The sequence below is a fragment of the Pseudomonas sp. CCI3.1 genome, assembly GCF_034313985.1.
Taxonomy (GTDB): Bacteria; Pseudomonadota; Gammaproteobacteria; order Pseudomonadales; family Pseudomonadaceae; genus Aquipseudomonas; species Aquipseudomonas psychrophila.
Map to the genome: position 1 here is coordinate 2,552,501 of NZ_JAVIWO010000001.1, position 22,762 is coordinate 2,575,262.

Consider the following 22,762-nt stretch of genomic DNA (forward strand, 5'->3'; position numbering starts at 1 on the left):
GGCAGCCTCGCCATCACGCGTGAAAATACAGGTGCCATTACCGTACTCGTGATCATTGATCAGTTGCATCGCCTCTTCCAGGCTCTTGACCCGCACGATGCACAACACCGGACCGAAGATTTCTTCTTTATAGATGCGCATTTCAGGCGTCACGCGATCGAACAGGCACCCCCCCAGGAAGAAGCCTTCTTCATGACCCTTGATACTCAACCCACGCCCATCAACCACGAGTTCGGCACCTGCCGCCACGCCATCGTCGACATAGCCGCTGACCTTGTCACGCGCCTGCCCTGTAACCAACGGCCCCATGTCCAGACCACAGGAAGTACCCGCCCCGATTTTAAGCGCCTTGATTTGCGGAACCAGCTTGGCAACCAGGGCATCTGCCACTTGATCGCCCACACACACCGCTACCGAAATAGCCATGCAGCGCTCGCCGCACGAACCGTAAGCAGCCCCCATCAACGCACTGACGGCGTTATCAAGATCCGCATCCGGCATCAGTACCGCATGGTTCTTCGCCCCACCCAACGCCTGAACGCGTTTACCGAGCTTGGTGCCTTGCGCGTAGATGTACTCGGCAATCGGAGTCGAGCCCACAAAGCTCAACGCTTTAACTTCCGGCGCCTCGATCAAGGCGTCCACAGCAGACTTGTCACCGTGAACCACGTTCATCACGCCCTTGGGCAGACCGGCTTCCTGCAGCAACTGAGCAATCAACAGCGTCGAGCTTGGATCACGCTCCGATGGTTTCAGAATGAAGCAGTTGCCGCACACGATCGCCAATGGATACATCCACAGAGGAACCATGGCCGGGAAGTTGAAGGGCGTAATCCCTGCAACCACACCCAGTGGCTGAAAATCCGACCAGGCATCAATGTTCGGGCCTACGTTTCGGCTGTACTCGCCTTTCAAGATTTCAGGAGCTGAACACGCATACTCAACGTTCTCAATCCCGCGTTTCAATTCGCCTGCAGCATCTTCCAGCGTCTTGCCATGCTCTTCGCTGATCAACTGCGAGATACGTGCTTCGTTCTGCTCCAGCAATTGCTTGAAGCGGAACATCACCTGAGCACGCTTGGCTGGAGGAGTATTACGCCACGCTGGGAATGCTGCTTTCGCCGCATCGATGGCTTGTTGAATTGTCTCGCGACTGGCCAACGGCACCTGATGAATCACTTTACCGGTGGACGGGTTAAACACATCAGCGGTGCGACCGGAATCGCTCAGCAGCTCGCCATTGATCAAGTGTTGGATGGTGCTCATGAATACTCCAGAAAAGTTGTCCACAGGCGCGAATGCTGCGCGCCTGTGTGAATGCAATGAGGTTCGCTTCTATATAGAAGGATCAGTCAATCTGGTTCAGTGCTTCGCCGACCGCATCGAACAAACGATCCAGGTCTTGCGGTTTGCTGTTGAAGGTTGGCCCGAACTGCAGGGTGTCACCGCCAAAGCGCACGTAGAAACCGGCTTTCCACAGTTTCATCGCTGCATCGAACGGACGCACAATCGCATCGCCATCACGCGGTGCAATCTGAATCGCCCCCGCCAGGCCGTAGTTACGAATATCAATGACGTTCTTCACGCCTTTCAAGCCGTGCAAGGCATTCTCAAAATGCGGCGCAACTTCAGCCACGCTCTGCACCAGGTTTTCCTTTTGCAGCAGATCGAGCGCTGCAAGACCTGCAGCGCAGGCCACAGGGTGGGCGGAATAGGTATAACCATGAGGGAATTCAACCGCGTACTCAGGCGTCGGCTGATTCATGAACGTGTGATAAATCTCGCTGGTCGCAATCACGGCACCCATAGGGATCGCACCGTTAGTGACTTGCTTGGCAATACACATCAAGTCAGGCGTTACACCGAAGCTGTCAGCACCGAACATCGAACCTGTACGACCAAACCCGGTAATCACCTCATCGAACACCAACAGGATGTTGTGCTGGTCGCAGATTTCACGCAGGCGCTTCAGATACCCCTGAGGTGGAACCAGTACACCGGCCGAACCGGCCATAGGTTCCACAAACACCGCCGCAATGTTCGAGGCATCGTGCAGTTCGATCAATTTGAGGAGCTCGTCGGCCAGGGCAATACCGCCCAGCTCCGGCATACCGCGAGAAAACGCGTTGCTTGCCAACAGCGTATGCGGCAAGTGATCAACATCCATCATTGCCTGACCAAACATTTTACGGTTGCCGTTCACACCGCCCAGGCTAGTGCCGGCGATGTTTACACCGTGATAACCACGAGCACGGCCAATCATCTTGGTTTTAGTCGACTGACCTTTCAAGCGCCAGTAGGCACGCACCATCTTGACCGCAGTATCGGCACACTCCGACCCCGAGTCAGTGAAGAACACGTGATTGAGATTGCCCGGCGTCAGCTCGGTGATTTTTTCTGCCAGCTTGAAGGACAGCGGGTGGCCATACTGGAACGCCGGGGAGTAATCGAGCGTGCCCAATTGCTTGGCAACAGCTTCCTGGATTTCTGTGCGGGTATGCCCTGCGCCGCAAGTCCACAGACCTGAAAGCGAATCGTAGATTTGCCGACCCTTATCGTCCGTCAGATAACTACCTTTAGCGGCCACGATAAAGCGCGGATCGCGATGGAAGTTACGGTTGGCGGTGTAAGGCATCCAGTGAGCATCCAGCTTGAGCTGGCTGGTCAGGTTCAATTCGGCATTCTCGGGCATGTTCATCAGCAAAACCTCGCAAGGCGAAAGCGGCGTAGGATGTTGAAAGCGTTGTTGCACCTAAATTGCCACGCCTATAAAGTCGATGAAATCCAACTCTTCTAACCTTTAGTTAGGCCTCCACTAAACTATGAGCAGCCGTCGTCCCGATGCACTGGCCCAGGTCAGCGACTTTGATATTCGATTGCTGCGCATTTTTCGCAGCGTGGTGGAGTGCGGCGGCTTCTCGGCGGCAGAGACAGTGCTCGGTATAGGCCGCTCGGCCATCAGCCAGCAAATGAGTGACCTTGAGCAACGCCTGGGCTTACGCCTTTGCCAGCGTGGGCGCGCCGGGTTCTCGCTGACAGAAGAAGGCCGAGAGGTCTATCAGTCGGCGCTGCAGTTACTGGGCGCACTCGAAAGTTTTCGTACAGAGGTCAACGGCCTGCACCAGCACTTGCGCGGCGAGCTGACCATTGGACTGACAGATAACCTCGTCACCCTGCCCCACATGCGCATCACCCATGCCCTGGCCCAACTCAAAGAGCGCGGCCCGGATGTGCAAATCCATATCCGCATGATTTCGCCCCACGAAGTTGAACAGGGAGTACTCGACGGGCGCCTGCATGTGGGCGTCGTGCCTCAGGCCAGCACGTTGTCCGGGCTGGAATATCAGCCGCTCTACAGCGAGCGCTCCTTGCTGTACTGCGCCGTAGGTCATCCGTTGTTTTATGTCGATGACCGGCAACTGGAAGATGCGCGGCTCAATGACCAAGATGCCATCGCTCCCACCTTCCGCCTGCCCTCCGATATTCAGGCTCACTATCAAGCTCTCAACTGCACCGCCAGTGCGTCGGACCGCGAAGGCATGGCCTTTTTGATTTTGACCGGACGTTACATTGGCTATTTACCCGATCATTACGCCAGCTTGTGGGTTCAGCAGGGCCGGCTACGGGCGCTGAAGGCAAAAACGCGTTTCTACGATTTGAGCCTCGCATCCGTCACCCGTAAAGGTCGTCGTCCACACCTTGTACTGGAAAGTTTCCTTGAGAGCCTGGAGGCGACGCGTTAACGTGAAAAACCTCGCAATGGTACAGAATGCTCCCACACAGATTGCCTGGAACGACCATGACCTTTGATGTCCCCGCCCACGATGGCAAGCCTGCAAGTCGCATTCGCCAAAAAAACGAAGAGACCATTCTCAAGGCCGCTGAGGATGAATTTGCCCGTCACGGCTTCAAAGGCACCAGCATGAACGCCATCGCGCTCAGCGCCGGGCTGCCAAAAGCCAACCTGCACTATTACTTCATCAATAAGCTGGGTCTCTACATCGCGGTTCTCAGCAATATCCTCGAATTATGGGACAGCACCTTCAATGCCCTGACCGCTGAAGATGATCCCGCTCAAGCCCTGACACAGTACATCCGCGCCAAAATGGAGTTCTCGCGCCGCCAGCCCCAGGCTTCCCGTGTTTTTGCCATGGAAATCATCAGCGGCGGCGCCTGCCTGACCGAGTACTTCACTCAAGACTACAGAGCCTGGTTCCAAGGCCGGGCCGCAGTATTCCAGGCCTGGATCGATGCCGGAAAAATGGACCCGGTCGACCCCGTGCACCTGATTTTCCTGCTGTGGGGCAGTACTCAGCATTACGCCGACTTTTCGACGCAAATTTGTCGCGTATCGGGCCGTACACACCTGACCAAACAGGACATGCAAGCGGCCTGCGACAACCTGATTCGTATCATCCTTAAAGGCTGCGGCCTGACGCCCACTGTCTAAGCCTGGAACCGACATGCCTTCTACCCTCACGGGACTTTGCGAATACCGCGAAGAAATCCGTAAAAGCCGCTTTATCACTTATGCCGCGCCCATCACCAGTGCCCAGCAAGCCGTCGACTTTATCGATCAATACAGCGACCTCAATGCGTCGCACAATTGCTGGGCCTGGAAGCTCGGGGATCAATACCGCAGCAGCGATGATGGCGAGCCCGGCGGGACAGCCGGACGTCCGATACTCTCAGCCATTGAAGCTCAGGATTGTGATCAGGTCGCGGTGTTGGTGATCCGCTGGTATGGCGGTATCCAACTGGGGACCGGCGGACTGGCTCGCGCCTATGGTGGTGGCGCGAACAAATGCCTGCAAAGTGCCGAAAAGCTGCCTTTGGTCAGCCGTGTAGCCCTCAGCTGTTCCTGCAGTTTCAGTGAACTTGCTCTGGTTAAACTGCGCCTGACCGAACTGAGCGGCCTGATCATCGACGAATCGTTCACCGCCAATGGCGTTGACCTACAACTGGCGCTGGCCGAAGAACAGATTGCTCCTGCACAACAACAACTGGCTGACTTAAGCCGCGGCAGAATTTTACTCCAGCGCCACAGCCTCAAGACTGACGACTAAAGGTGCTACTTTCCTGCATCCATAGTTGCCCACAGTCACTGTGCACCTGCCTGTGGATAACCTGAGCACACAGCGCTGCAGCCCTTGCACACCATAGGTTTCAAGCACTTGTACGCTTTTTAGCCAACTCTTATCACCTTTCTATAGGACGCTACTCATGACGGCAAAACATGCACTGATCATCGGAGCTTCACGTGGCCTGGGCCTGGGTCTGGTCAAAGAGTTGCTCGCAGATGGATGGAACGTCACCGCGACAGTTCGTGATCCCAAAAAAGCAGAGGCACTGAAGGCTCTGGGTCCGGTGCGTATCGAGCGCCTGGACATGGACAATCAGCAAGCCATCAAGGCGTTGAGCAATACGTTACACAACGAAATTTTTGACCTGCTGTTCGTGAACGCCGGGGTCAAAGGCCCGGACGATCAACTGTCGGGCAACGCGACGCTGGCCGAGGTGGGGCAGCTGTTTTTCACCAACAGCGTGGCGCCGATCAATCTGGCCCGCGAGTTTGTCAGCAAGGTCCGCAAAGACAGTGGCGTACTGGCCTTTATGAGTTCAGTGCTCGGCAGCGTCATTCATCCTGACGCCCCTGAGTTGGCCCTCTACAAGGCCAGCAAAGCGGCGCTCAACTCCATGACCAATACGTTTGTGCGTTACGAACTGGGCGACAACAACCCAACCGTGCTGTCCATGCACCCTGGCTGGGTGAAAACCGATATGGGCGGCGAAGGCGCGGACATTGATGTCCAGACCAGCACCCGGGGCCTGGTTGATCAGGTCAAGGCGTTTGCCGGCAAAGGCGGCCATCATTTTATCGATTACAAAGGCCAGACGATTCCCTGGTAAGCCGCCTGCGACAAATGGCGGGAGAACTGTGCCGCCTCCCGCCTGTAGAATGTCGACATCTGCACCCGATTTGATGAGAAAAACTTTTATGTATGACTGGCTCAATGCCCTGCCAAAAGCTGAACTTCACATGCACCTTGAGGGTTCTTTAGAGCCCGAGTTGCTGTTCTCGCTGGCCGAGCGCAACAAGATCGCCTTGCCCTGGAACGATGTTGAGACCTTGCGCAAGGCGTATGCTTTCAACAACCTGCAAGAGTTTCTGGACCTCTACTACAAGGGCGCGGACGTACTGCGCACCTCTCAGGACTTCTACGACCTGACCTGGGCTTACCTGTTGCGCTGCAAGGCACAGAACGTCATTCACACCGAACCGTTCTTCGACCCGCAAACCCACACCGACCGTGGTGTTCCGTTTGAGGTCGTGCTCAATGGTATCGCCAGTGCACTCAAGGATGGTGAGCAGCAACTGGGTATCACCAGCGGCCTGATCCTGAGCTTCCTGCGCCATTTGAGCGAAGAAGAAGCAGAAAAAACCCTCGATCAGGCACTGCCATTTCGCGATGCATTTGTCGCCGTGGGTCTCGACAGTTCAGAAATGGGCCACCCGCCCAGCAAGTTCCAGCGCGTCTTCGACCGGGCACGCCATGAAGGCTTCCTGACCGTGGCCCACGCGGGTGAAGAAGGCCCTCCGGAATACATCTGGGAAGCCCTCGACCTGCTGAAAATTCAGCGTATCGATCACGGCGTACGCGCAATCGAGGACGAGCGTCTGATGCAGCGCATCATCGACGAACAAATCCCGTTGACCGTGTGCCCGCTGTCCAACACCAAGCTGTGCGTGTTTGATCACATGTCGCAGCACAACATTCTCGACATGCTTGAGCGCGGCGTAAAAGTCACGGTCAATTCTGATGATCCGGCCTACTTCGGCGGTTACATGACAGAGAACTTCCACGCGCTGTACACCGACCTGGGCATGACCCAGGACCAGGCCAAACGCCTGGCGCAAAACAGCCTGGATGCGCGTTTGATCAAGCCGTAACACACCCTGTGGGAGCGGGCTTGCCCGCGATGGCATCAACTCGATCAGACAGACACACCTGATTGTTAGCATCGCGAGCAAGCCCGCTCCCACAGACATCTGAAACTGCATCACCGTCAGTACCACAACAGTTTTACTGTTTTCCCGGGTACAACTTGCTCAACATCGCACACCGCTCACTGAGCATCTCGTGCAACAACCGCACCGGCTTGCTCAACTGCGCGCGATGACCGCAGAGCAGATTCAACGGTGCACGCTCACACACAAGCTCCGGCAGTAACACCTTGAGCCTGCCCGCAGTCACATCGCCCGCCACATCCAGCCATGACTTGTAGGCAATGCCCTCCCCGGCGACTGCCCACAAGCGCACCACATCGGCATCATCGCTGAAACGATTGCCGCTTACCGTCAGCCCCAGCTCGCGCTTGCCATCATTGAATTGCCAATGGTCGTGAACCCGCGTGCCAAGCATGTAAAGCAGGCAATTGTGTTGCAGCAATTGCTCAAGTTGACGCGGCTCCCCCTTGCGCGCCAAGTAGCCGGGCGACGCACACAGCACTCGACGATTGTCCGGGGCCACCGGCAGTGCCACCAGGCTGGAGTCTTCTGGCTCGCCATAACGCAAAGCGATATCCACAGGCTGACGAAACAGGTCGGCAATACGGTCGCCCAATAAAAGCCGTACGGTCAGTTGGGGATGCTCACGCTGAAACTCATCCAGCCAGGGCAACAGCAGATTACGCCCGAAGTCCGAGGGAGCTGACAACTGCAGCACACCGCTGACTTGATCTTGCCCACGCGCCAACAAGCGCCGTCCTTCATCAAGACTGCTCAACGCCGTACGGGCATATTCGAGAAAGCCGTCCCCTTCGGCCGTCAGACGCAAGCTGCGGGTCGAGCGAGCCAGCAATCGAGCACCCAACTGCGCCTCTATCCGCTTGAGTGCCGCGCTGGCCACCGCGGGCGACATGTCCATCACTCGGGCGGCGGCCGACAGGCTGCCCAAGTCGGCAGCGCGAACAAACAATTGCAGGTCATCAAAACGCAGCATCCAGAACTCACTCGGCCATTATCAAAAAAATATTGAAAGAGACTGCTGTTTTAGCCGGTTTTATCATCCTGCGAAATAGCCAATTATCTCTACCAGATTCTTACCCCTTTTCAGGACATGTCCGATGAAAGCTGTCGCCTACTACAACTCGCTGCCCATTCACGACCCACTGGCCCTGCAAGACATCGAATTGCCTGAACCGGTCGCCGGTCCAAGGGACTTGCTGGTCGAGGTCAAAGCCATCTCCGTCAACCCGGTGGACACCAAAGTTCGCCAGAACGTGCAGCCAGAGGCCGACGCTGCCAAAGTTCTGGGTTGGGATGTCGCCGGGGTCGTAAAGGCCGTAGGCAGTGACGTCAGCTTGTTCAAGGTGGGCGACACTGTGTTTTACGCCGGATCCATTGCCCGGGCCGGGGCCAACAGTGAACGCCATGTGGTTGATGAGCGAATTGTGGGGCACATGCCAAAAAGCCTCGACTTTGCCCAGGCAGCCGCGCTGCCGCTGACCGCCATCACCGCTTGGGAGCTGCTGTTTGAGCGCCTTGGTGTTACAGAAGGTAAAACTGATGAGCAGCAAAGCCTGCTGATCGTCGGCGCAGCCGGTGGCGTTGGTTCGATCCTGACGCAACTGGCCCGCCAACTGACCGCGCTCAAGGTGATTGGCAGCGCATCACGCGCTGAAACCAAAACCTGGGTCCGCGAGCTTGGTGCCGATGTCGTTGTCGATCACAGCCAAGCGTTGAGTGAAGAGCTCAAGCGCCACGGCATCAACACCGTCACCCACGTCGCCAGCCTGACCCAGACCGATCAGCATCTGGATCAACTGGTCGAAGCCCTGGCACCACAGGGCAAACTGGCATTGATCGACGACCCCAAGGCTCTGGATATCACCAAGCTCAAGCGCAAGAGTCTGTCACTGCACTGGGAATTCATGTACACCCGCTCACTGTTCGAAACCGCGGACATGATCGAGCAGCATCACTTGCTTAATCGAGTCGCTGACCTGATTGATGCTGGCACCCTGCGCACCACCGTCGGCGAGCACTTCGGCACCATCAACGCGGCGAACCTGCGCCGCGCCCATGCGCTGCTGGAAAGCGGCAAATCCAAGGGCAAAATTGTGCTCGAAGGGTTCTGATAAAACGCGACACGGGACTGATGCGGCCAACGCTCAACCGTCAGTCAGAGACTTGACCCCGGACATATTTACCCACGTATTTCGGCATACACTGGCCTCCTTTGCGAACCGAAGGAGGCCAGTCATGAAAATCCTGATACGAGCGTTAGCAAGATCCCGTAACTGCCAATGGCAGGTTCAAATCGACCAACAAGCCGTCAATTTTCGCAGCGAGTCCGAGGCCCGCGCCTTTGTAGACAAATTGCAATCTCGCCTGCAAGCCCCGCATAGCCTGCCCGAACGTTTGGCAGGCTGAATCAGATCGACTGCTGAGCGGCGATCCGGGCGGTGTACAAACGCCGGGTCGCCATCGCGATCGCCACGGCCAAAACCCCACACAGCGTAATGACCAACGCCATTGGCATAGCGCTACCATCGTGCAGAACACCCACCAATGAAGCCGCCGCCGCTGCCACGCTGAACTGCAAGCAGCCGAGCATTGCCGACGCGCTACCGGCACGCGCGCCCTGCCCGCTCATGGCACAGGCCGAAGCATTGGGAATGATGCAACCCAGACTGGCAATACAGATAAACAACGGAATCAGCAGCGGCCATAGTTGCTCGGTGTGCAACGCACTGACCCCAAGCAACACCAGACCTGCAGCCAGATAGACCCACACCGTTCGCGCCAGCAAAAAAGCCGGGCCGCGCGATGCCAACAACCGGGCGTTGACCTGTGCTACCAGAATAAAGCCCGCCGCGTTACTGCCAAACAGCCAGCCGTAATGTTCGGCAGGTACGCCGTACAGTTTGATAAATACGAAAGGTGAGCCGGCTATGTAGGCAAACATCCCGGCCATTGCGATCCCCCCTGTGAGTGCATGCCCCAGAAACTCACCGTCCTTGAGCAATCGCCCGTATTGGCGCAGTGCTCCCGACAGAGGTTGACGCGGCACATTGGCCGGCAGACTTTCCGGCAACCCCAGCGCAACGGCCAGGGCGGCCAAGGCACTGAATCCGGTCAGCACGATAAAGATTGATTGCCAGCCATGCAGGTTGACCAACAGACCACCGAGCATCGGCGCCAGAATCGGAGCCAGCCCCATCACCAGCATCAATTGCGAAAAGACCTTGGCCGACCCCACCGCATCGCACTTGTCGCTGACAATCGCCCGCGACAGCACCATCCCCGCGCAACCGCCCAGCGCCTGAACGAACCGGGCGCCGATCAGCCATTCCAGGGTCGGGGCAAATGCACAGGCCAGCGATGCCGCCGTAAACAGGCCAACCCCTACCAATAATGGAATGCGGCGGCCAAAACGGTCCGCAATCGGGCCATAAGCCAGCTGGCCGATAGAAAGGCCCAGGAAGTAAACCGCCAGGGTCAACTGAATATGCTGCTCATCTGTTGCAAAGGCTTGTGCCATGGCTGGGAAGCCCGGCAGATAGAAATCGATCGCCAACGGACCGAAGGCGCTCAGGGCGCCAAGAATCAAGATTGTTCGAAGGTTCATCAGGTATCCAGATCGGGCTGCAATTAGCGCAGCCCGATAGTCTAGCCGTGGATACTGAACTTGAACATTAAGATAGCCAGCTAGCTAATAAATTGTAGAGACTCCGTTGTGAGAGTGAGCAGGCTCACCCCCACGATTGGGCGATGCTTTCTAGTGCGCCGTCCGCGCTTCAAACCCTGCATTGGTAATCACATCGATAATCTGCAGAGGAGCCACCTTGCTGTCCACTTTTACGGTTTTGCTCGCCAGATCCACTTCGACCTTCGCATCTTTATCCACAGCCTGCACCGCACGGGTCACCGCGCCAACACAGCCACCACAGGTCATACCTTCTACTTTGAACGTTTGCATGATCACGCCTCCTATCTGAGAGATGGCTACAGCTTCGACCTTGCCATCGTGGCAAGGTCAAGCCCGTTGTTTCACTCGCTGACTGGCAATCCATCCCCTGCTCGGCCAAGCTGCAGGCCTTGGGATTTAAAACAGGATACTGAGTCATGCGCTGGACCGCTTTGAGCCTAGTCAGCCTTTTGGGTCTCGCCAGTTTGCCGCTGTCGGCAAATGCCGATCAGGACTACGGCGTACTGATCATTTCCCGCGAGCGCCTTGAAGTGCCGACCCACTGCGAGGTCGGTGTGTATATCGACGATCAACTCGCCGGGCGATTGTTTCAGGAACAAGCGCTGGCCTTTAACTTGCCGGCGGCAAGCGTTGATATCCGTCTCAAGCTGCTACCCGGGCAAGCCCCCGGCTGCTTGCCCGGCATGCTGGTACCGCCCGCACAGCAATTCACCCTAAAGGCCGGTGACGTACGCAAATACCGCATCGCTCTTGGCAAGCAGGGCATGTACCTAAAGCCCGCCAAACTCGAGTATTGAACGCGGCACACAGGCAAACCCGACGAACAGCAAGAGCCCTTGACCTTCCCATGGGGTCAAGGTCGATTCTATGGATAGATAACTTCTTGAGGAGGACTGCTCGTGCCCACCCAATTCGATCTGCCGATTGATGGCATGACCTGCGCCAGTTGCGCAGGACGCGTAGAAAAAGCCCTGACCAAAGTACCCGGTGTGCGTTCGGTAAGCGTCAATCTGGCCACTGAACAGGCCCGCATCGAGGCGCCTGTGGGCAGCTTGCCGGCACTGGTCGAGGCCGTGAAGCAGGCAGGTTACAGCGTGCCCGCCCACAGCCTGGAACTGGATATCAGCGGCATGACGTGCGCCTCTTGTGCAGGGCGCGTCGAAAAAGCCCTGACCAAGGTGCCGGGGGTCAAAAGCGTGAGCGTTAACCTCGCCAGCGAACGTGCTCATATCGAGTTGCTCGGTCAAGTCGATACAACCTTGCTGATCAACGCTGTCAGCCAGGCGGGCTATGGCGCCAGCGTCCATCAAACCGCCAAAGCCACCGAGGACGATCAGCAAAAACGTCTGCGCCGCGAACGCTGGGCACTGACCCTGGCCATTGTGCTGGCGTTGCCACTGGTGTTGCCGATGTTGCTCGCCCCATTTGGCGTCCACTGGATGCTCCCCGCCTGGGCCCAGTTCCTCCTCGCCACCCCGGTTCAATTCATCCTCGGCGCACGCTTTTACGTGGCCGCCTGGAAAGCCGTCAAAGCCGGTGCGGGCAATATGGACCTGCTGGTCGCCCTGGGCACCAGCGCCGGTTATGGCCTGAGCCTCTACGAGTGGGCGATTGCCGAACCCGGCAGCATGCCGCACCTGTATTTCGAAGCTTCGGCGGTGGTGATTGCACTGGTGCTGCTGGGCAAATACCTCGAAAGCCGTGCCAAACGCCAGACTGCCAGCGCCATCCGCGCCCTCGAAGCCTTGCGTCCGGAGCGCGCCTTACGTGTAGTCGACGGGCAGGAACAAGACGTCGCCATCAGTGACCTGCGCCTCAATGACCAGGTGTTGGTCAAGCCCGGCGAGCGCTTTCCGGTAGATGGGGAAGTGGTCGAAGGCCAAAGCCATGCCGATGAAGCCTTGATCAGCGGTGAAAGCCTGCCTGTACCCAAACAGCCTGGGGATAAAGTCACCGGGGGCGCCATTAACGGCGAAGGCCGATTGATCATCAAAACCCTGGCGCTGGGCACCGAGACCGTACTGGCGCGCATTATCCGCCTGGTCGAAGACGCCCAGTCCGCCAAAGCGCCCATCCAGAAACTGGTGGATAAAGTCAGCCAGGTGTTCGTACCCGTGGTCCTGTTGATAGCCCTGGCAACGCTGCTCGGCTGGTGGCTGTATGGCGCACCCATTGAAACGGCGCTGATCAACGCCGTGGCCGTGCTGGTTATCGCCTGCCCTTGTGCCCTGGGCCTGGCAACACCTACCGCGATCATGGCCGGCACGGGTGTTGCCGCCCGTCACGGGATTCTGATCAAGGATGCCGAAGCCCTCGAACGCGCCCATGAAGTCAGCGCCGTGGTTTTCGACAAAACCGGCACCCTGACCTCTGGCACCCCGCAAATCGCCCATTTCAGCGCCCTCGACGGCGATGAGGCGCATTTGCTGCAAGCCGCGGGCGCCCTCCAACGCGGCAGCGAACACCCGTTGGCCAAAGCCGTTCTGGATGCCTGCGCCGCACGCAATCTGAATGTACCGGATGTTACGGACAGCCAATCCCTTACCGGGCGGGGCATTGCCGGCACGCTGCAAGGTCGTCGCCTGGCGCTGGGCAACCGTCGTTTGCTCGAAGAGACCGGCCTCACTCCGGGTTCGCTCGCCGAATCCGCCAGCGACTGGGAAACCGAAGGCCGTACGCTGTCCTGGCTGATAGAGCAAAGCCCGCAGCCTCGCGTGCTGGGCCTGTTTGCCTTTGGTGACACACTGAAAACCGGTGCCCTCAGCGCAATTCAGCAGCTCAATGCACGCCACATCAGCAGCCACTTGCTGACCGGCGACAACCGTGGCAGTGCGAAAGTGGTCGCCGAGGCGCTGGGGATTACCGATGTTCACGCTGAAGTGCTCCCCGCCGACAAGGCCGCGACAGTGACTGAGCTGAAAAAAACCGGCGTGGTGGCCATGGTCGGCGACGGCATCAACGATGCTCCGGCATTGGCCGCGGCCGACATCGGCATCGCCATGGGTGGCGGCACCGACGTGGCCATGCATGCAGCGGGCATCACCCTGATGCGCGGCGACCCACGGCTGGTGCCTGCGGCACTGGAGATCAGCCGCAAGACCTACGCCAAAATTCGTCAAAACCTGTTCTGGGCGTTTATCTACAACGTGATCGGGATTCCACTGGCCGCCTTCGGCTTTTTGAACCCGGTACTGGCGGGCGCGGCCATGGCCTTTTCCAGCGTCAGCGTGGTCAGCAACGCGTTGTTGCTCAAGTTCTGGAAACCCAAGGATCTTGATTAAGGAGGCAACCGTCATGAATATCGGCCAAGCCGCCAAACACAGCGGCTTGAGCGCCAAGATGATTCGTTATTACGAGTCCATTGGCCTGCTCAAACCCGCCAGCCGCAGCGACAGTGGCTACCGCCTGTACAACAGTGATGACCTGCACACGCTGGCGTTTATCAAGCGCTCACGTGACCTTGGGTTTTCACTGGAAGAAGTCGGCAAGCTGCTGACACTTTGGCAGGACCGCCAACGCGCCAGCGCTGATGTGAAGGCGCTGGCGCGTCAGCACATTGAGGCGTTGAATAAAAAAATCGCCGAACTGACCAGCCTGCGCGATACGTTGCACGAACTGGTCGAGAGCTGCCAGGGCGACCATCGTCCTGACTGCCCGATTCTCAAGGATCTTGAGAGTGCTTGTTGTGTCGGCTGAACAAAAAACCCCGTAGCAGCTGCCGAAGGAACGAGGCTGCTGCTACGGAAATTCGGGGCTTACGTCAGGACTGCCTTGGCGAGCATCAACAGGCCTATCACCGCACACAGCGCCGCGAAGCCTTGCTGTAGCCACTGGGCCGAGATGCGAGGGGCCATCAGCCGCCCGGCAAACATCCCGGCTAGGGTTGCCACGATAAACATCACACCCTCGCTCGACAGGCTCACACCCTGGCTCATCAGATTGCCCAATGTGCCCAGCGATACCAGCGCCACCACCATCAGCGACGTTGAAACCACTGCATGGATGCGCACGTCACTGAATTTGCGAAACGCCGGCACGATCAAGAATCCGCCCCCCACACTCAATAATCCCGTCAACAAACCCGACGTAGCACCAATCGACACCAGCGTCATGCTGCAGCGGGCGTTCCAGGTTAACCGTCCGGTGGACGGGTTGAGCATGCAGTTTTTTTCAATGGCTCCCGCGCTGCTACCTTCACGCGCATCAGCTCTGGCCTGCAAAAACATCCGCAGGGAGACGAACATCATCACCCCGCTGAACATCAATACCAGTGCTCTGGAGGGGATTTGTCTGGCGAGATAAAGCCCGATCGGCGAGGTCATCGAACCCACAATCGCCATCAATGCGGCCGCCTTGTAGCGCACCAATCCTTTGCGCAGGCCATCCAGCGCGCCCAGTGCCGCAGCTGTACCCACCGCCAGCAATGCTACTGGCGTGGCTTGCACCAGCGTCCACCCGAGGCCAAGGGTCAACGCCGGTATGGCCAGAATACCTCCCCCGGCCCCCGTCAACCCAAGCACTACACCCACCACCATGCCTAACAGAATAATCAACATGGTCAGGTTCAGTCCGGCTTGCAATCAGTGAACCACTCGCGCCCCTTGAGCATGCCTTGCCAGTAGAACCAGGGCAGAAAGGTTGCCTTGAGCCACCAGGCCGAGGTGCGGGCCACTGTCGGGTCCAGCCCGAAGGTGGGCAGCAGTTTGCCGCCATAGCCAAACTCGGCCAGGATCACCTTGCCGTTTTCTACGGTCAGCGGGCATGAGCCATAGCCGTCGTAACGTTTGGGCAAAACCGTGCCCTTGCGCAGGGCGAGCAGGTTCTCGGCCACCACGACCACTTGCTTGCGGGTCGCCGCCGCGGTTTTGGCATTGGGGGTATTGCAGACATCGCCAAGGGCGAAAATGTCGGGGTAGCGTGGGTGTTGCAGTGTAGCCGGATCGGTCTCGAACCAGCCCGCCTTGTCCGCCAACTCGCTGCGACGGATAACATCGGGGGCCTGCTGCGGCGGCACTACATGCAACAGGTCGAAGGTTTTCTCAACACGGGTCACGCTGCCGTCTGCGTCGGTGACATCAAACCAGGCGGTCTTGCCTGGCCCGTCGACCTTGACCAGATTGGACTGGAAGGCCAAGTGGGCGTTATAGGCCTCAACGTATTTCATCAACGGCGGGACAAAGGCCGGCACACCAAACAGCACCGCCCCCGCCAGATTGAACTCAACCGCAATCGAATCCAGAACGCCGCGCTTGCGCCAATGATCACAGGACAGATACATGGCCTTTTGCGGAGCACCGGCACACTTGATCGGCATTCCCGGCTGAGTAAACAGCGCTTTTCCGCGACCCAAGGTACGCACCAACTCCCAGGTATAGGGTGCCAGGTCATGACGATAATTAGACGTGACACCGTTCTTGCCCAGGGTCTCTTCCAGGCCCTCGATAGTCTCCCAGGCCAGCTGTAACCCCGGGCAAACGATCAATTGCTGATACCCCAGTTCAGTGCCATCACTGAGCAGCACGACCTTGCGTTGCGGGGCGAAGGCGCACAGTGACGCCTTGATCCAGACAACGCCTTTAGGCATCACGGATGCGGTCGGGCGAACCGTGTTTTTGACATCAAAAGCACCGCCGCCCACCAGCGTCCACGCGGGCTGATAGTAATGCTCTGTATTGGGCTCGATCACGGCGATGCGCAATGCCGCATTGCGCTTGAGCAGGCTCGCCGACACCGAGATTCCGGCCGAGCCCCCACCCACCACGACAACATCGTACAGCCTGGCCTTACGCGGGGCTTGAGTGGCGGCTTCGTAAAGTTTTGAGGAGCGATTGCCCGTACGGCAATACGCCAGAACGGGCGTTGGTAGCTCATTAAGCAAATGACGCAACTGCTGCGCCTGCTCAGGTGTCGCGCCAGTGCTGGGTACTGGCAGGTAGGCAAAGCTCAGCCCCAAGGCATGCGCGGCCTGTTGGATCGATGCGTGCCCGGGCTGCTCTGGTCCGCCTTCATGATCCGGACGGTTACAGATCACACTGGCAAAACCCAGTGCAGCCAAAGAGTGGAGATCAGACTGCTCGATCTGACCGGTCACGGAAAATGACGCGTCGATTCGCTTGATGTTTTGCTCCATTGAGCACTCCAGGCACAACAAAAATGAATGGAATAAGCCGGGCGATGTCAGCAGGGGGGATGAGGCCGCGTTACTTTTTAAGTGCTTGCCCGCAATACAAACCCGACAGGGCTTGCATCACACAAACCACTTCAAAGCTGGCAAGCGAATAAAAAATGTACTTCCCCATCCTCCGGGTGTTGACCATGCCCTCATCGCGCAACACGCCAAGCTGTTGCGACAAGGTGGGTTGCCTGATGCCTGTCAACCCTTCCAGTTCACCGACATTGCGCTCACCTTGGGTCAATTGGCAGAGCAGCAGCAGTCGGTCTTCATTGGCCAGGGCTTTGAGAAGGGTGCAGGCTTTGGATGCAGAGTCGCGCAGAAGTCCGATTTCTTCGCTGGTTAACTGAGCAGTCATGAAAAGCTCCGGGCCGTGATGGTCGACAGTCTACGACCCGATAATATATGTTTCAATATATTGAGTATTTTTTGACTAACGCGAGGCCATTCATGCAACCCGCCATTCAAGGTTTTTTCGACCCCGTGACGTCGACCGTGAGCTACGTGGTTCATGAAGCTGGCGCTCGCGAGTGCGCAATCATCGATCCGGTGCTCGACTACGATGCCGCCGCCGGACGCATCAGTACCACCGGTGCAGACATCATTGCTGCCTACGTGCAGGCACAGGGCCTGAAGGTGCAATGGTTATTGGAGACCCATGCCCACGCCGACCACCTGTCTGCCAGCGCTTACCTGAAGCGAAAACTGGGCGGCCAGATTGGTATTGGCGCGGCAATCACCCAGGTACAAGGGGTGTTTCGCGACATCTACAACCTTGAGCCCGAGTTCAAGCTGGACGGTTCGCAGTTTGACCGGTTGTTCGAACCGGACGAGCTGTTCCAGATCGGACGACTTAAGGTGCAAGCGTTGCACGTGCCCGGGCATACCCCGGCCGACATGGCGTATCAGGTTGAAGGCGACAGCCTGTTTGTGGGCGACACGCTGTTCATGCCCGACGTTGGCACGGCCCGCTGCGACTTCCCGGGGGGCGATGCGCATCAGTTGTATCAGTCGATCAAGCGTCTGCTGGCCCTGCCTGCACAGACCCGGTTGTTCATGTGCCATGACTATCCGCCAGCAGGGCGTGAGGCCGCATGGTCAACGACGGTGGGTGAACAGCGCGCCAAAAACATTCATGTCAACGACAGTATCGACCTGACGGGTTTTGTCGACATGCGCACCGCCCGTGACGCCACCCTCGGGGTTCCTGCGCTGCTGATTCCGGCCATTCAAATCAACATTCGGGCCGGCAACCTGCCGCCTGCCGATGAAACCGGCCTGTGCAGCCTTAAGGTGCCGCTGAACCGTTTTTAGCCGCACCATTTTTTTGTGTGTGGGAGCGGGCTTGCTCGCGATGCAGGGAACGCGGTCTACCGGTATGACCGCAGTGATGCCATCGCGAGCAAGCCCGCTCCCACAACAAGCCTGCTCCCACAGGGCTGCATTGAAGTAAAAAAAATCCGGCCTGAGCCGGATTTTTATTTAGCCAATTACTGCATCCACGGTGGAGGCGGCTCTTCAGACTTACTCGGTGGCGCATCATCTGCAGCACGCACGGCCTGACGGAACGCTTCGTCCAGACGGGCAGCTTCGATCTCGCGCATGACACCGCCAACATCGGCCAGCTCGTCCGGCTCGTCAAACTCGCCCGTCAATACGCTGCCAGGGTGCAAGGTGGCGGCTTCGTAAAGCGCCCACATTTCCTTGGCGTATTTGGTTGTCTTCAATTCCGGCGCAAAACGCCCGAAGTAAGAAGCCATGTTGCCCACATCACGCTCCAGCATGCTGAAGGCGTGGTTATTACCAGCTGCATCGACAGCCTGTGGCAGATCGATAATCACCGGCCCGGTTGGCGTCAACAGTACGTTGAACTCGGACAAATCGCCGTGGACCAAGCCGGTACACAGCATCAGCACAATCTGCTGAATCAGGAACGCGTGGTACTCGCGAGCCTGGTCCGGCTCCAGCACCACGTCATTGAGTCGCGGTGCTGCATCGCCGTACTCATCGGCCACCAGTTCCATCAACAGCACGCCTTCCAGGAAGTCGAACGGTTTTGGAACCCGAACACCGGCGCCCGCCAGACGAAACAGCGCAGCCACTTCGGCGTTCTGCCAGGCATCTTCGGTTTCTTTACGACCGAACTTGGAGCCCTTGGCCATCGCTCGGGCCTGACGGCTGTTGCGAACCTTGCGACCCTCCTGATATTCGGCGGCCTGGCGGAAACTTCGTTTGTTAGCCTCCTTATAAACCTTGGCGCATCGCAGCTCATTGCCGCAGCGGACTACGTACACAGCTGCTTCTTTACCACTCATGAGTGGGCGCAGCACCTCGTCGATCAGACCGTCCTCGATCAGGGGTTCTAAGCGTTTTGGAGTCTTCATCAGCTTTTATTGTGGGTCCTTTATTACCAAACACGCGAATGTCACTCGTTATACGGCAATCCACTCACCACGGGGAGAGGGCAAACGATTTGAATGATAGACGAGCAACCCGTTTAGAGCACCGACAAATGAGCCCGTAGCTTAGCCCTGGCGAAATAACTCGCCCGGCGTAAAGCCAAACATCTTTTTGAACGCCGCGATGAACGCTGACGTCGACTCATATCCGCACGACAACGCCGCGCGCGTGACATGCCCACCCTCCTCTAGCACCCGCAACGAAGACAGCAATCGTACCCGCTGACGCCAACTGCGAAAGCTCAAGCCCGTTTCACGCAGGAACAAACGCATAAGGGTTTTTTCAGACATGCCCAACCGATCCGACCACAGGCTCAGGCTCACGTCGGCATCGGGGGTTTCGATCAACTCATTGCACAGCACCAGCAAGCGACCATGGCGGGGCAACGGCAGCGAAAAACCCACCTCGGGCAGGCTCGCCAATTGATCCAGCAACACCGTCACCAGCCTTTGCTCAGGACTGCCGCCCTCCGGGTATTCGACGGGGAGCGCACAAAAACTTTTGATCAGTTCGCGCGCCAGCGGCGTAACTTCAAGGACCCGGCACTGGTCAGGCGCCCACTGGCAATCCTCTCGACGCACATACAGGCTGCGCATTTCAGCACGCATCGAGGTGATGACCTCATGCTCCAGCCCGGCGGGAATCCAGATCCCCCACTGCGGCGGGGCAAAAAAACTGCCCTCGTCGGTGTGCACGCCCAATACACCACTGATCGCGTATGAAAACTGCACCCAATCATGTCGATGACGTGGCGTCCACGAACCTGCGCCCAGGCTTTCGGCCCGGGCATACAGCGGCCGCGGCAATGCATCAAGCACTGGAATGACGCGCTGGAGCCCACGTTGTCCGTTTGGCGGCATTGATTGGCCTTATATCGCAAGACGTCAGATACCGGCGACGTTAGGCTAAGTCATCAATTCTTACAATGTTCCGGTGCCCACGATGCCTGTGCTCAAACATCTCAAACGAATGTTCACCGACTGGTTTCTGTGCGGCATGCTGCTAGCGACACTTCTGGCGTATGTGTTCCCGCATTTCGGCAGCACTGGCGGTGGGATGCATGCTGAGTGGGTCATCAATATCGGCGTGTTCCTGGTGTTTTTCCTGCACGGGGTCAACCTGTCCAGCGAGCAGATCAGTCACGGCCTGAAAAACATACGCCTGCACTTCATGGTGCAGGGCTTCACCTTTGTTGCCTTCCCGCTGATCTGGGTCGTCGCCAACAAGCTACTGGGCGCCCATATTCCACCGTTGTTGATGCTGGGGTTCTTCTACCTGTGCGCGTTGCCTTCAACCATATCCTCCTCGGTCGCACTCACCGGCAGCGCAGGCGGCAACGTACCGGCGGCGATTCTCAACGCCAGCCTGTCCAGCGTATTGGGGATTTTCATCACCCCATTGCTCGTCAGCCTGGTGGTTGGCAGCGGCGCGGGCGGTATCGACCTGGGCTCAACCCTGCTCGACCTGTGCGCCATGCTCCTGTTGCCCCTGGTCCTTGGCCAACTGGTACGCCCGCTGTTCGGACGCTTTTTCGCCCGCCACAAGCGCTACACCAACATCTGCGACAAAGTGGTGATTCTGCTGCTGGTCTACGCGGCGTTCTGCAACTCGATGGTCTCGGGCATGTGGCAACAACAGGGCACGTCGGTGATTTTCAGCGCCTTGATTGGCAGTGCGATGCTGCTCGCCATCATCCTGTGGATGACCACCCGCACAGCCCGCGCCTTGAAGTTCAGCACCAGCGATGAAATTGCCGCCGTGTTCTGCGCCAGCAAAAAATCCCTGGCTGCCGGAGCGCCGATGGCCGCCTTGATCTTCGGCGCCAACCCGGGGCTGGGCCTGATACTGCTACCCATCATGATCTATCACCCGCTGCAGTTAATCGTGTGCTCGGTGATGGCAGAAAGCTACGCCACTCGCACTCGGCAAGAGGTTCGGGCCCCTGTGCCCGCATAACGCCTGGAGAGACTTCAACCGTGGGAGCGAGCCTGCTCGCGAAGATCATTCGCGAGCAGGCTCGCTCCCACAGGGCCTTGACCGGCAACAGAGTGCCTGTCGGGTTCAGCGCTACCGCTCAAGGATTGCGGTCACGCCCTGCCCACCCGCCGCGCAGATCGAGATCAGCCCCCGCCCCTGCCCGGCGGTGGCGAGCAGCTTGGACATATTGGTCACAATCCGTCCTCCCGTCGCCGCAAACGGATGCCCCACGGCCAGCGAGCTGCCCTTGACGTTGAGCTTGCTGCGATCGATCGAGCCCAGCGGTGCATCCAGGTCGAGCCGGCTTTTGCAGTAGGCCGCATCCTCCCAGGCTTTCAGGGTACACAGCACCTGCGCAGCAAATGCCTCGTGAATTTCGTAGTAGTCAAAATCCTGCAAGGTCAGTCCATTGCGTGCCAGCAGCCGTGGGACGGCATACACAGGAGCCATCAGCAAACCTTCTGCTCCATGCACGAAATCCACGGCGGCAGTCTCGCCATCACGCAAATACGCCAAAATCGGTAAGCCGCGCTCCTTGGCCCACTCTTCGCTGCCCAACAGCACCACGGCAGCACCATCGGTCAGTGGCGTAGAGTTGCCCGCCGTCAGCGTGCCCTTGGCACTGCGCTCGAACACGGGTTTCAGGGCTGCGAGTTTTTCCAGGGTCAGGTCGGCACGCAGGTTGTTATCACGGCTCAAACCCCGGAAAGGCGTGAGCAAGTCATCTTCCCAGCCCGCGTGATAGGCCGCCGTCAACGCCTGATGGCTGTGCAGGGCCAACTCGTCCTGAGCAAGCCTTGGAATACCCCAGGTTTGCGCCATCAACTCGCAGTGCTGGCCCATCGACAGTCCGGTGCGGGGCTCGCCATTACGGGGAAACTCGGGCTTCAGAAATCCCGGACGCAATTGCAGCAAGGTCTTGAGCTTGTCCAGAGGCGCCTTGGTGCGATTGAACTGCAACAGCCATTTACGCAAGCCGTCATTAAGGCCAATCGGCGCATCCGAGGTAGTGTCCACTCCCCCGGCAATCGCACAGTCGATCTGCCCCAAGGCAATCTTGTTGGCCACCAGCAACACCGCTTCTAGTCCCGTCCCGCAGGCCTGCTGCAGGTCATAGGCCGGCGTTTTCGGCGAAAGCCGTGAACCCAGCACGCACTCTCGGGTCATGCTGAAATCCCGTGAATCCTTGAGCACCGCCCCGGCCACGACCTCCCCCATGCGCAGCCCGTGCAGGTTGTAACGCTCGATCAACCCCTCCAGCGCGGCCGTCAACATGTCCTGATTACTGGCGGTCGCATACGGCCCATTAGAGCGGGCAAACGGGATTCGGTTACCACCAATAATTGCTACACGACGCAGACTCATACGATTGCCCCTATTCTCTTGAATCCATTAATCGTTACAAGCGTAGGTCTTATCGCTGATAACGAACGACCAC

At 58.1% G+C, this 22,762-nt stretch carries 23 protein-coding genes (1 of these 23 only partly in view); 12 read left to right on the top strand and 11 right to left on the bottom strand.

The annotated features are described in order from the left end of the window. Both RGV06_RS11695 and RGV06_RS11700 read right to left on the bottom strand, forming a co-directional pair. A protein-coding gene (locus RGV06_RS11695; RefSeq protein ID WP_019825759.1) for a CoA-acylating methylmalonate-semialdehyde dehydrogenase crosses the window boundary here: on the bottom strand, positions 1–1,266 show its 5' portion. The gene continues 228 nt to the left of window position 1, outside the view; 1,266 of the gene's 1,494 nt are visible here — the first part of the coding sequence; the start codon lies at positions 1,264–1,266; its stop codon lies off the left edge, out of view. An 82-nt stretch (positions 1,267–1,348) separates the two neighbouring features. After that, positions 1,349–2,698, bottom strand: a complete 1,350-nt coding sequence (locus RGV06_RS11700) for an aspartate aminotransferase family protein (RefSeq protein WP_019825761.1) — start codon at positions 2,696–2,698, stop codon at positions 1,349–1,351. Between the two features lie 124 nt (positions 2,699–2,822). Here RGV06_RS11700 and RGV06_RS11705 point away from each other — a divergent pair, with 124 nt between their 5' ends. The 5 genes from RGV06_RS11705 (at position 2,823) to RGV06_RS11725 (ending at position 6,952) form a co-directional block, all read left to right on the top strand. Beyond that, the gene (locus RGV06_RS11705) at positions 2,823–3,743 is read left to right on the top strand and encodes a LysR family transcriptional regulator (RefSeq protein ID WP_019825763.1); all 921 of its coding nucleotides are present in this window, start codon (positions 2,823–2,825) and stop codon (positions 3,741–3,743) included. A 56-nt stretch (positions 3,744–3,799) separates the two neighbouring features. Beyond that, positions 3,800–4,450: a TetR/AcrR family transcriptional regulator gene (locus tag RGV06_RS11710; RefSeq protein WP_046808561.1), complete on the top strand. Its 651-nt coding sequence runs from the start codon at positions 3,800–3,802 to the stop codon at positions 4,448–4,450. Positions 4,451–4,463: 13 nt separating this feature from the next. Then, the gene (locus tag RGV06_RS11715) at positions 4,464–5,066 is read left to right on the top strand and encodes an IMPACT family protein (RefSeq protein ID WP_322150042.1); all 603 of its coding nucleotides are present in this window, start codon (positions 4,464–4,466) and stop codon (positions 5,064–5,066) included. Between the two features lie 157 nt (positions 5,067–5,223). Beyond that, a complete protein-coding gene (locus tag RGV06_RS11720; RefSeq protein WP_019825770.1) occupies positions 5,224–5,910 on the top strand; it encodes an SDR family oxidoreductase in 687 nt (228 codons plus the stop codon). Between the two features lie 88 nt (positions 5,911–5,998). Further along, positions 5,999–6,952, top strand: a complete 954-nt coding sequence (locus RGV06_RS11725; protein ID WP_046808563.1) for an adenosine deaminase — start codon at positions 5,999–6,001, stop codon at positions 6,950–6,952. 133 nt (positions 6,953–7,085) lie between these two features. Here the strand turns inward: RGV06_RS11725 and RGV06_RS11730 are convergent, their stop codons facing one another. After that, positions 7,086–8,003: a LysR family transcriptional regulator gene (locus RGV06_RS11730; protein WP_198823089.1), complete on the bottom strand. Its 918-nt coding sequence runs from the start codon at positions 8,001–8,003 to the stop codon at positions 7,086–7,088. Positions 8,004–8,127: 124 nt separating this feature from the next. Between RGV06_RS11730 and RGV06_RS11735 the strand changes: the two genes are divergently transcribed. After that, a complete protein-coding gene (locus RGV06_RS11735; RefSeq protein WP_048352179.1) occupies positions 8,128–9,141 on the top strand; it encodes a zinc-binding alcohol dehydrogenase family protein in 1,014 nt (337 codons plus the stop codon). Positions 9,142–9,265: 124 nt separating this feature from the next. After that, positions 9,266–9,436 (top strand): hypothetical protein, encoded by a 171-nt coding sequence (locus tag RGV06_RS11740; RefSeq protein ID WP_019825774.1) that lies wholly within the window; start codon positions 9,266–9,268, stop codon positions 9,434–9,436. A 1-nt stretch (position 9,437) separates the two neighbouring features. On the opposite strand, the gene RGV06_RS11745 is transcribed toward RGV06_RS11740, so the two are convergent. Together RGV06_RS11745 and RGV06_RS11750 are read right to left on the bottom strand one after the other, a co-directional pair. Beyond that, positions 9,438–10,634 (bottom strand): multidrug effflux MFS transporter, encoded by a 1,197-nt coding sequence (locus RGV06_RS11745; RefSeq protein WP_019825776.1) that lies wholly within the window; start codon positions 10,632–10,634, stop codon positions 9,438–9,440. Between the two features lie 150 nt (positions 10,635–10,784). Continuing rightward, a complete protein-coding gene (locus RGV06_RS11750) occupies positions 10,785–10,985 on the bottom strand; it encodes a heavy-metal-associated domain-containing protein (protein ID WP_019825778.1) in 201 nt (66 codons plus the stop codon). A 146-nt stretch (positions 10,986–11,131) separates the two neighbouring features. Here RGV06_RS11750 and RGV06_RS11755 point away from each other — a divergent pair, with 146 nt between their 5' ends. The 3 genes from RGV06_RS11755 to cueR all read left to right on the top strand — a co-directional run bounded on the left by RGV06_RS11755 (position 11,132) and on the right by cueR (position 14,411). After that, the gene (locus RGV06_RS11755) at positions 11,132–11,512 is read left to right on the top strand and encodes a hypothetical protein (RefSeq protein ID WP_019825780.1); all 381 of its coding nucleotides are present in this window, start codon (positions 11,132–11,134) and stop codon (positions 11,510–11,512) included. A gap of 96 nt (positions 11,513–11,608) precedes the next feature. Continuing rightward, a complete protein-coding gene (locus RGV06_RS11760; RefSeq protein WP_322151876.1) occupies positions 11,609–13,996 on the top strand; it encodes a heavy metal translocating P-type ATPase in 2,388 nt (795 codons plus the stop codon). A gap of 13 nt (positions 13,997–14,009) precedes the next feature. After that, positions 14,010–14,411, top strand: coding sequence for a Cu(I)-responsive transcriptional regulator (gene cueR / locus RGV06_RS11765; protein ID WP_019825782.1), 402 nt, complete (start codon positions 14,010–14,012; stop codon positions 14,409–14,411). A gap of 59 nt (positions 14,412–14,470) precedes the next feature. Here the strand turns inward: cueR and RGV06_RS11770 are convergent, their stop codons facing one another. The 3 genes from RGV06_RS11770 to RGV06_RS11780 all read right to left on the bottom strand — a co-directional run bounded on the left by RGV06_RS11770 (position 14,471) and on the right by RGV06_RS11780 (position 17,245). Then, complete coding sequence (locus RGV06_RS11770) at positions 14,471–15,271, bottom strand: sulfite exporter TauE/SafE family protein (RefSeq protein WP_046808567.1); 801 nt, start codon at positions 15,269–15,271, stop codon at positions 14,471–14,473. A gap of 8 nt (positions 15,272–15,279) precedes the next feature. Further along, complete coding sequence (locus RGV06_RS11775) at positions 15,280–16,845, bottom strand: TIGR01244 family sulfur transferase (RefSeq protein ID WP_322150044.1); 1,566 nt, start codon at positions 16,843–16,845, stop codon at positions 15,280–15,282. A gap of 70 nt (positions 16,846–16,915) precedes the next feature. Further along, positions 16,916–17,245, bottom strand: coding sequence for an ArsR/SmtB family transcription factor (locus RGV06_RS11780; RefSeq protein ID WP_019825789.1), 330 nt, complete (start codon positions 17,243–17,245; stop codon positions 16,916–16,918). 92 nt (positions 17,246–17,337) lie between these two features. Between RGV06_RS11780 and RGV06_RS11785 the strand changes: the two genes are divergently transcribed. Next, on the top strand, positions 17,338–18,201 hold the full coding sequence (locus RGV06_RS11785; RefSeq protein WP_019825791.1) for an MBL fold metallo-hydrolase: 864 nt from the start codon (positions 17,338–17,340) through the stop codon (positions 18,199–18,201). Positions 18,202–18,377: 176 nt separating this feature from the next. Here the strand turns inward: RGV06_RS11785 and RGV06_RS11790 are convergent, their stop codons facing one another. Continuing rightward, positions 18,378–19,271 carry a PA4780 family RIO1-like protein kinase gene (locus tag RGV06_RS11790; protein ID WP_019825793.1) on the bottom strand — a complete coding sequence of 298 codons (894 nt, stop codon included), beginning with the start codon at positions 19,269–19,271 and terminating at the stop codon, positions 18,378–18,380. A 141-nt stretch (positions 19,272–19,412) separates the two neighbouring features. Next, the gene (locus RGV06_RS11795; protein ID WP_019825795.1) at positions 19,413–20,207 is read right to left on the bottom strand and encodes an AraC family transcriptional regulator; all 795 of its coding nucleotides are present in this window, start codon (positions 20,205–20,207) and stop codon (positions 19,413–19,415) included. Positions 20,208–20,289: 82 nt separating this feature from the next. Between RGV06_RS11795 and RGV06_RS11800 the strand changes: the two genes are divergently transcribed. Beyond that, entirely contained in the window at positions 20,290–21,303 is a 1,014-nt protein-coding gene (locus tag RGV06_RS11800; protein WP_019825797.1) for a bile acid:sodium symporter family protein, read from the top strand. A gap of 111 nt (positions 21,304–21,414) precedes the next feature. Here the strand turns inward: RGV06_RS11800 and RGV06_RS11805 are convergent, their stop codons facing one another. Further along, on the bottom strand, positions 21,415–22,689 hold the full coding sequence (locus tag RGV06_RS11805; RefSeq protein ID WP_046810465.1) for an acetyl-CoA C-acetyltransferase: 1,275 nt from the start codon (positions 22,687–22,689) through the stop codon (positions 21,415–21,417). Between the last annotated feature and the right edge of the window lie 73 nt (positions 22,690–22,762).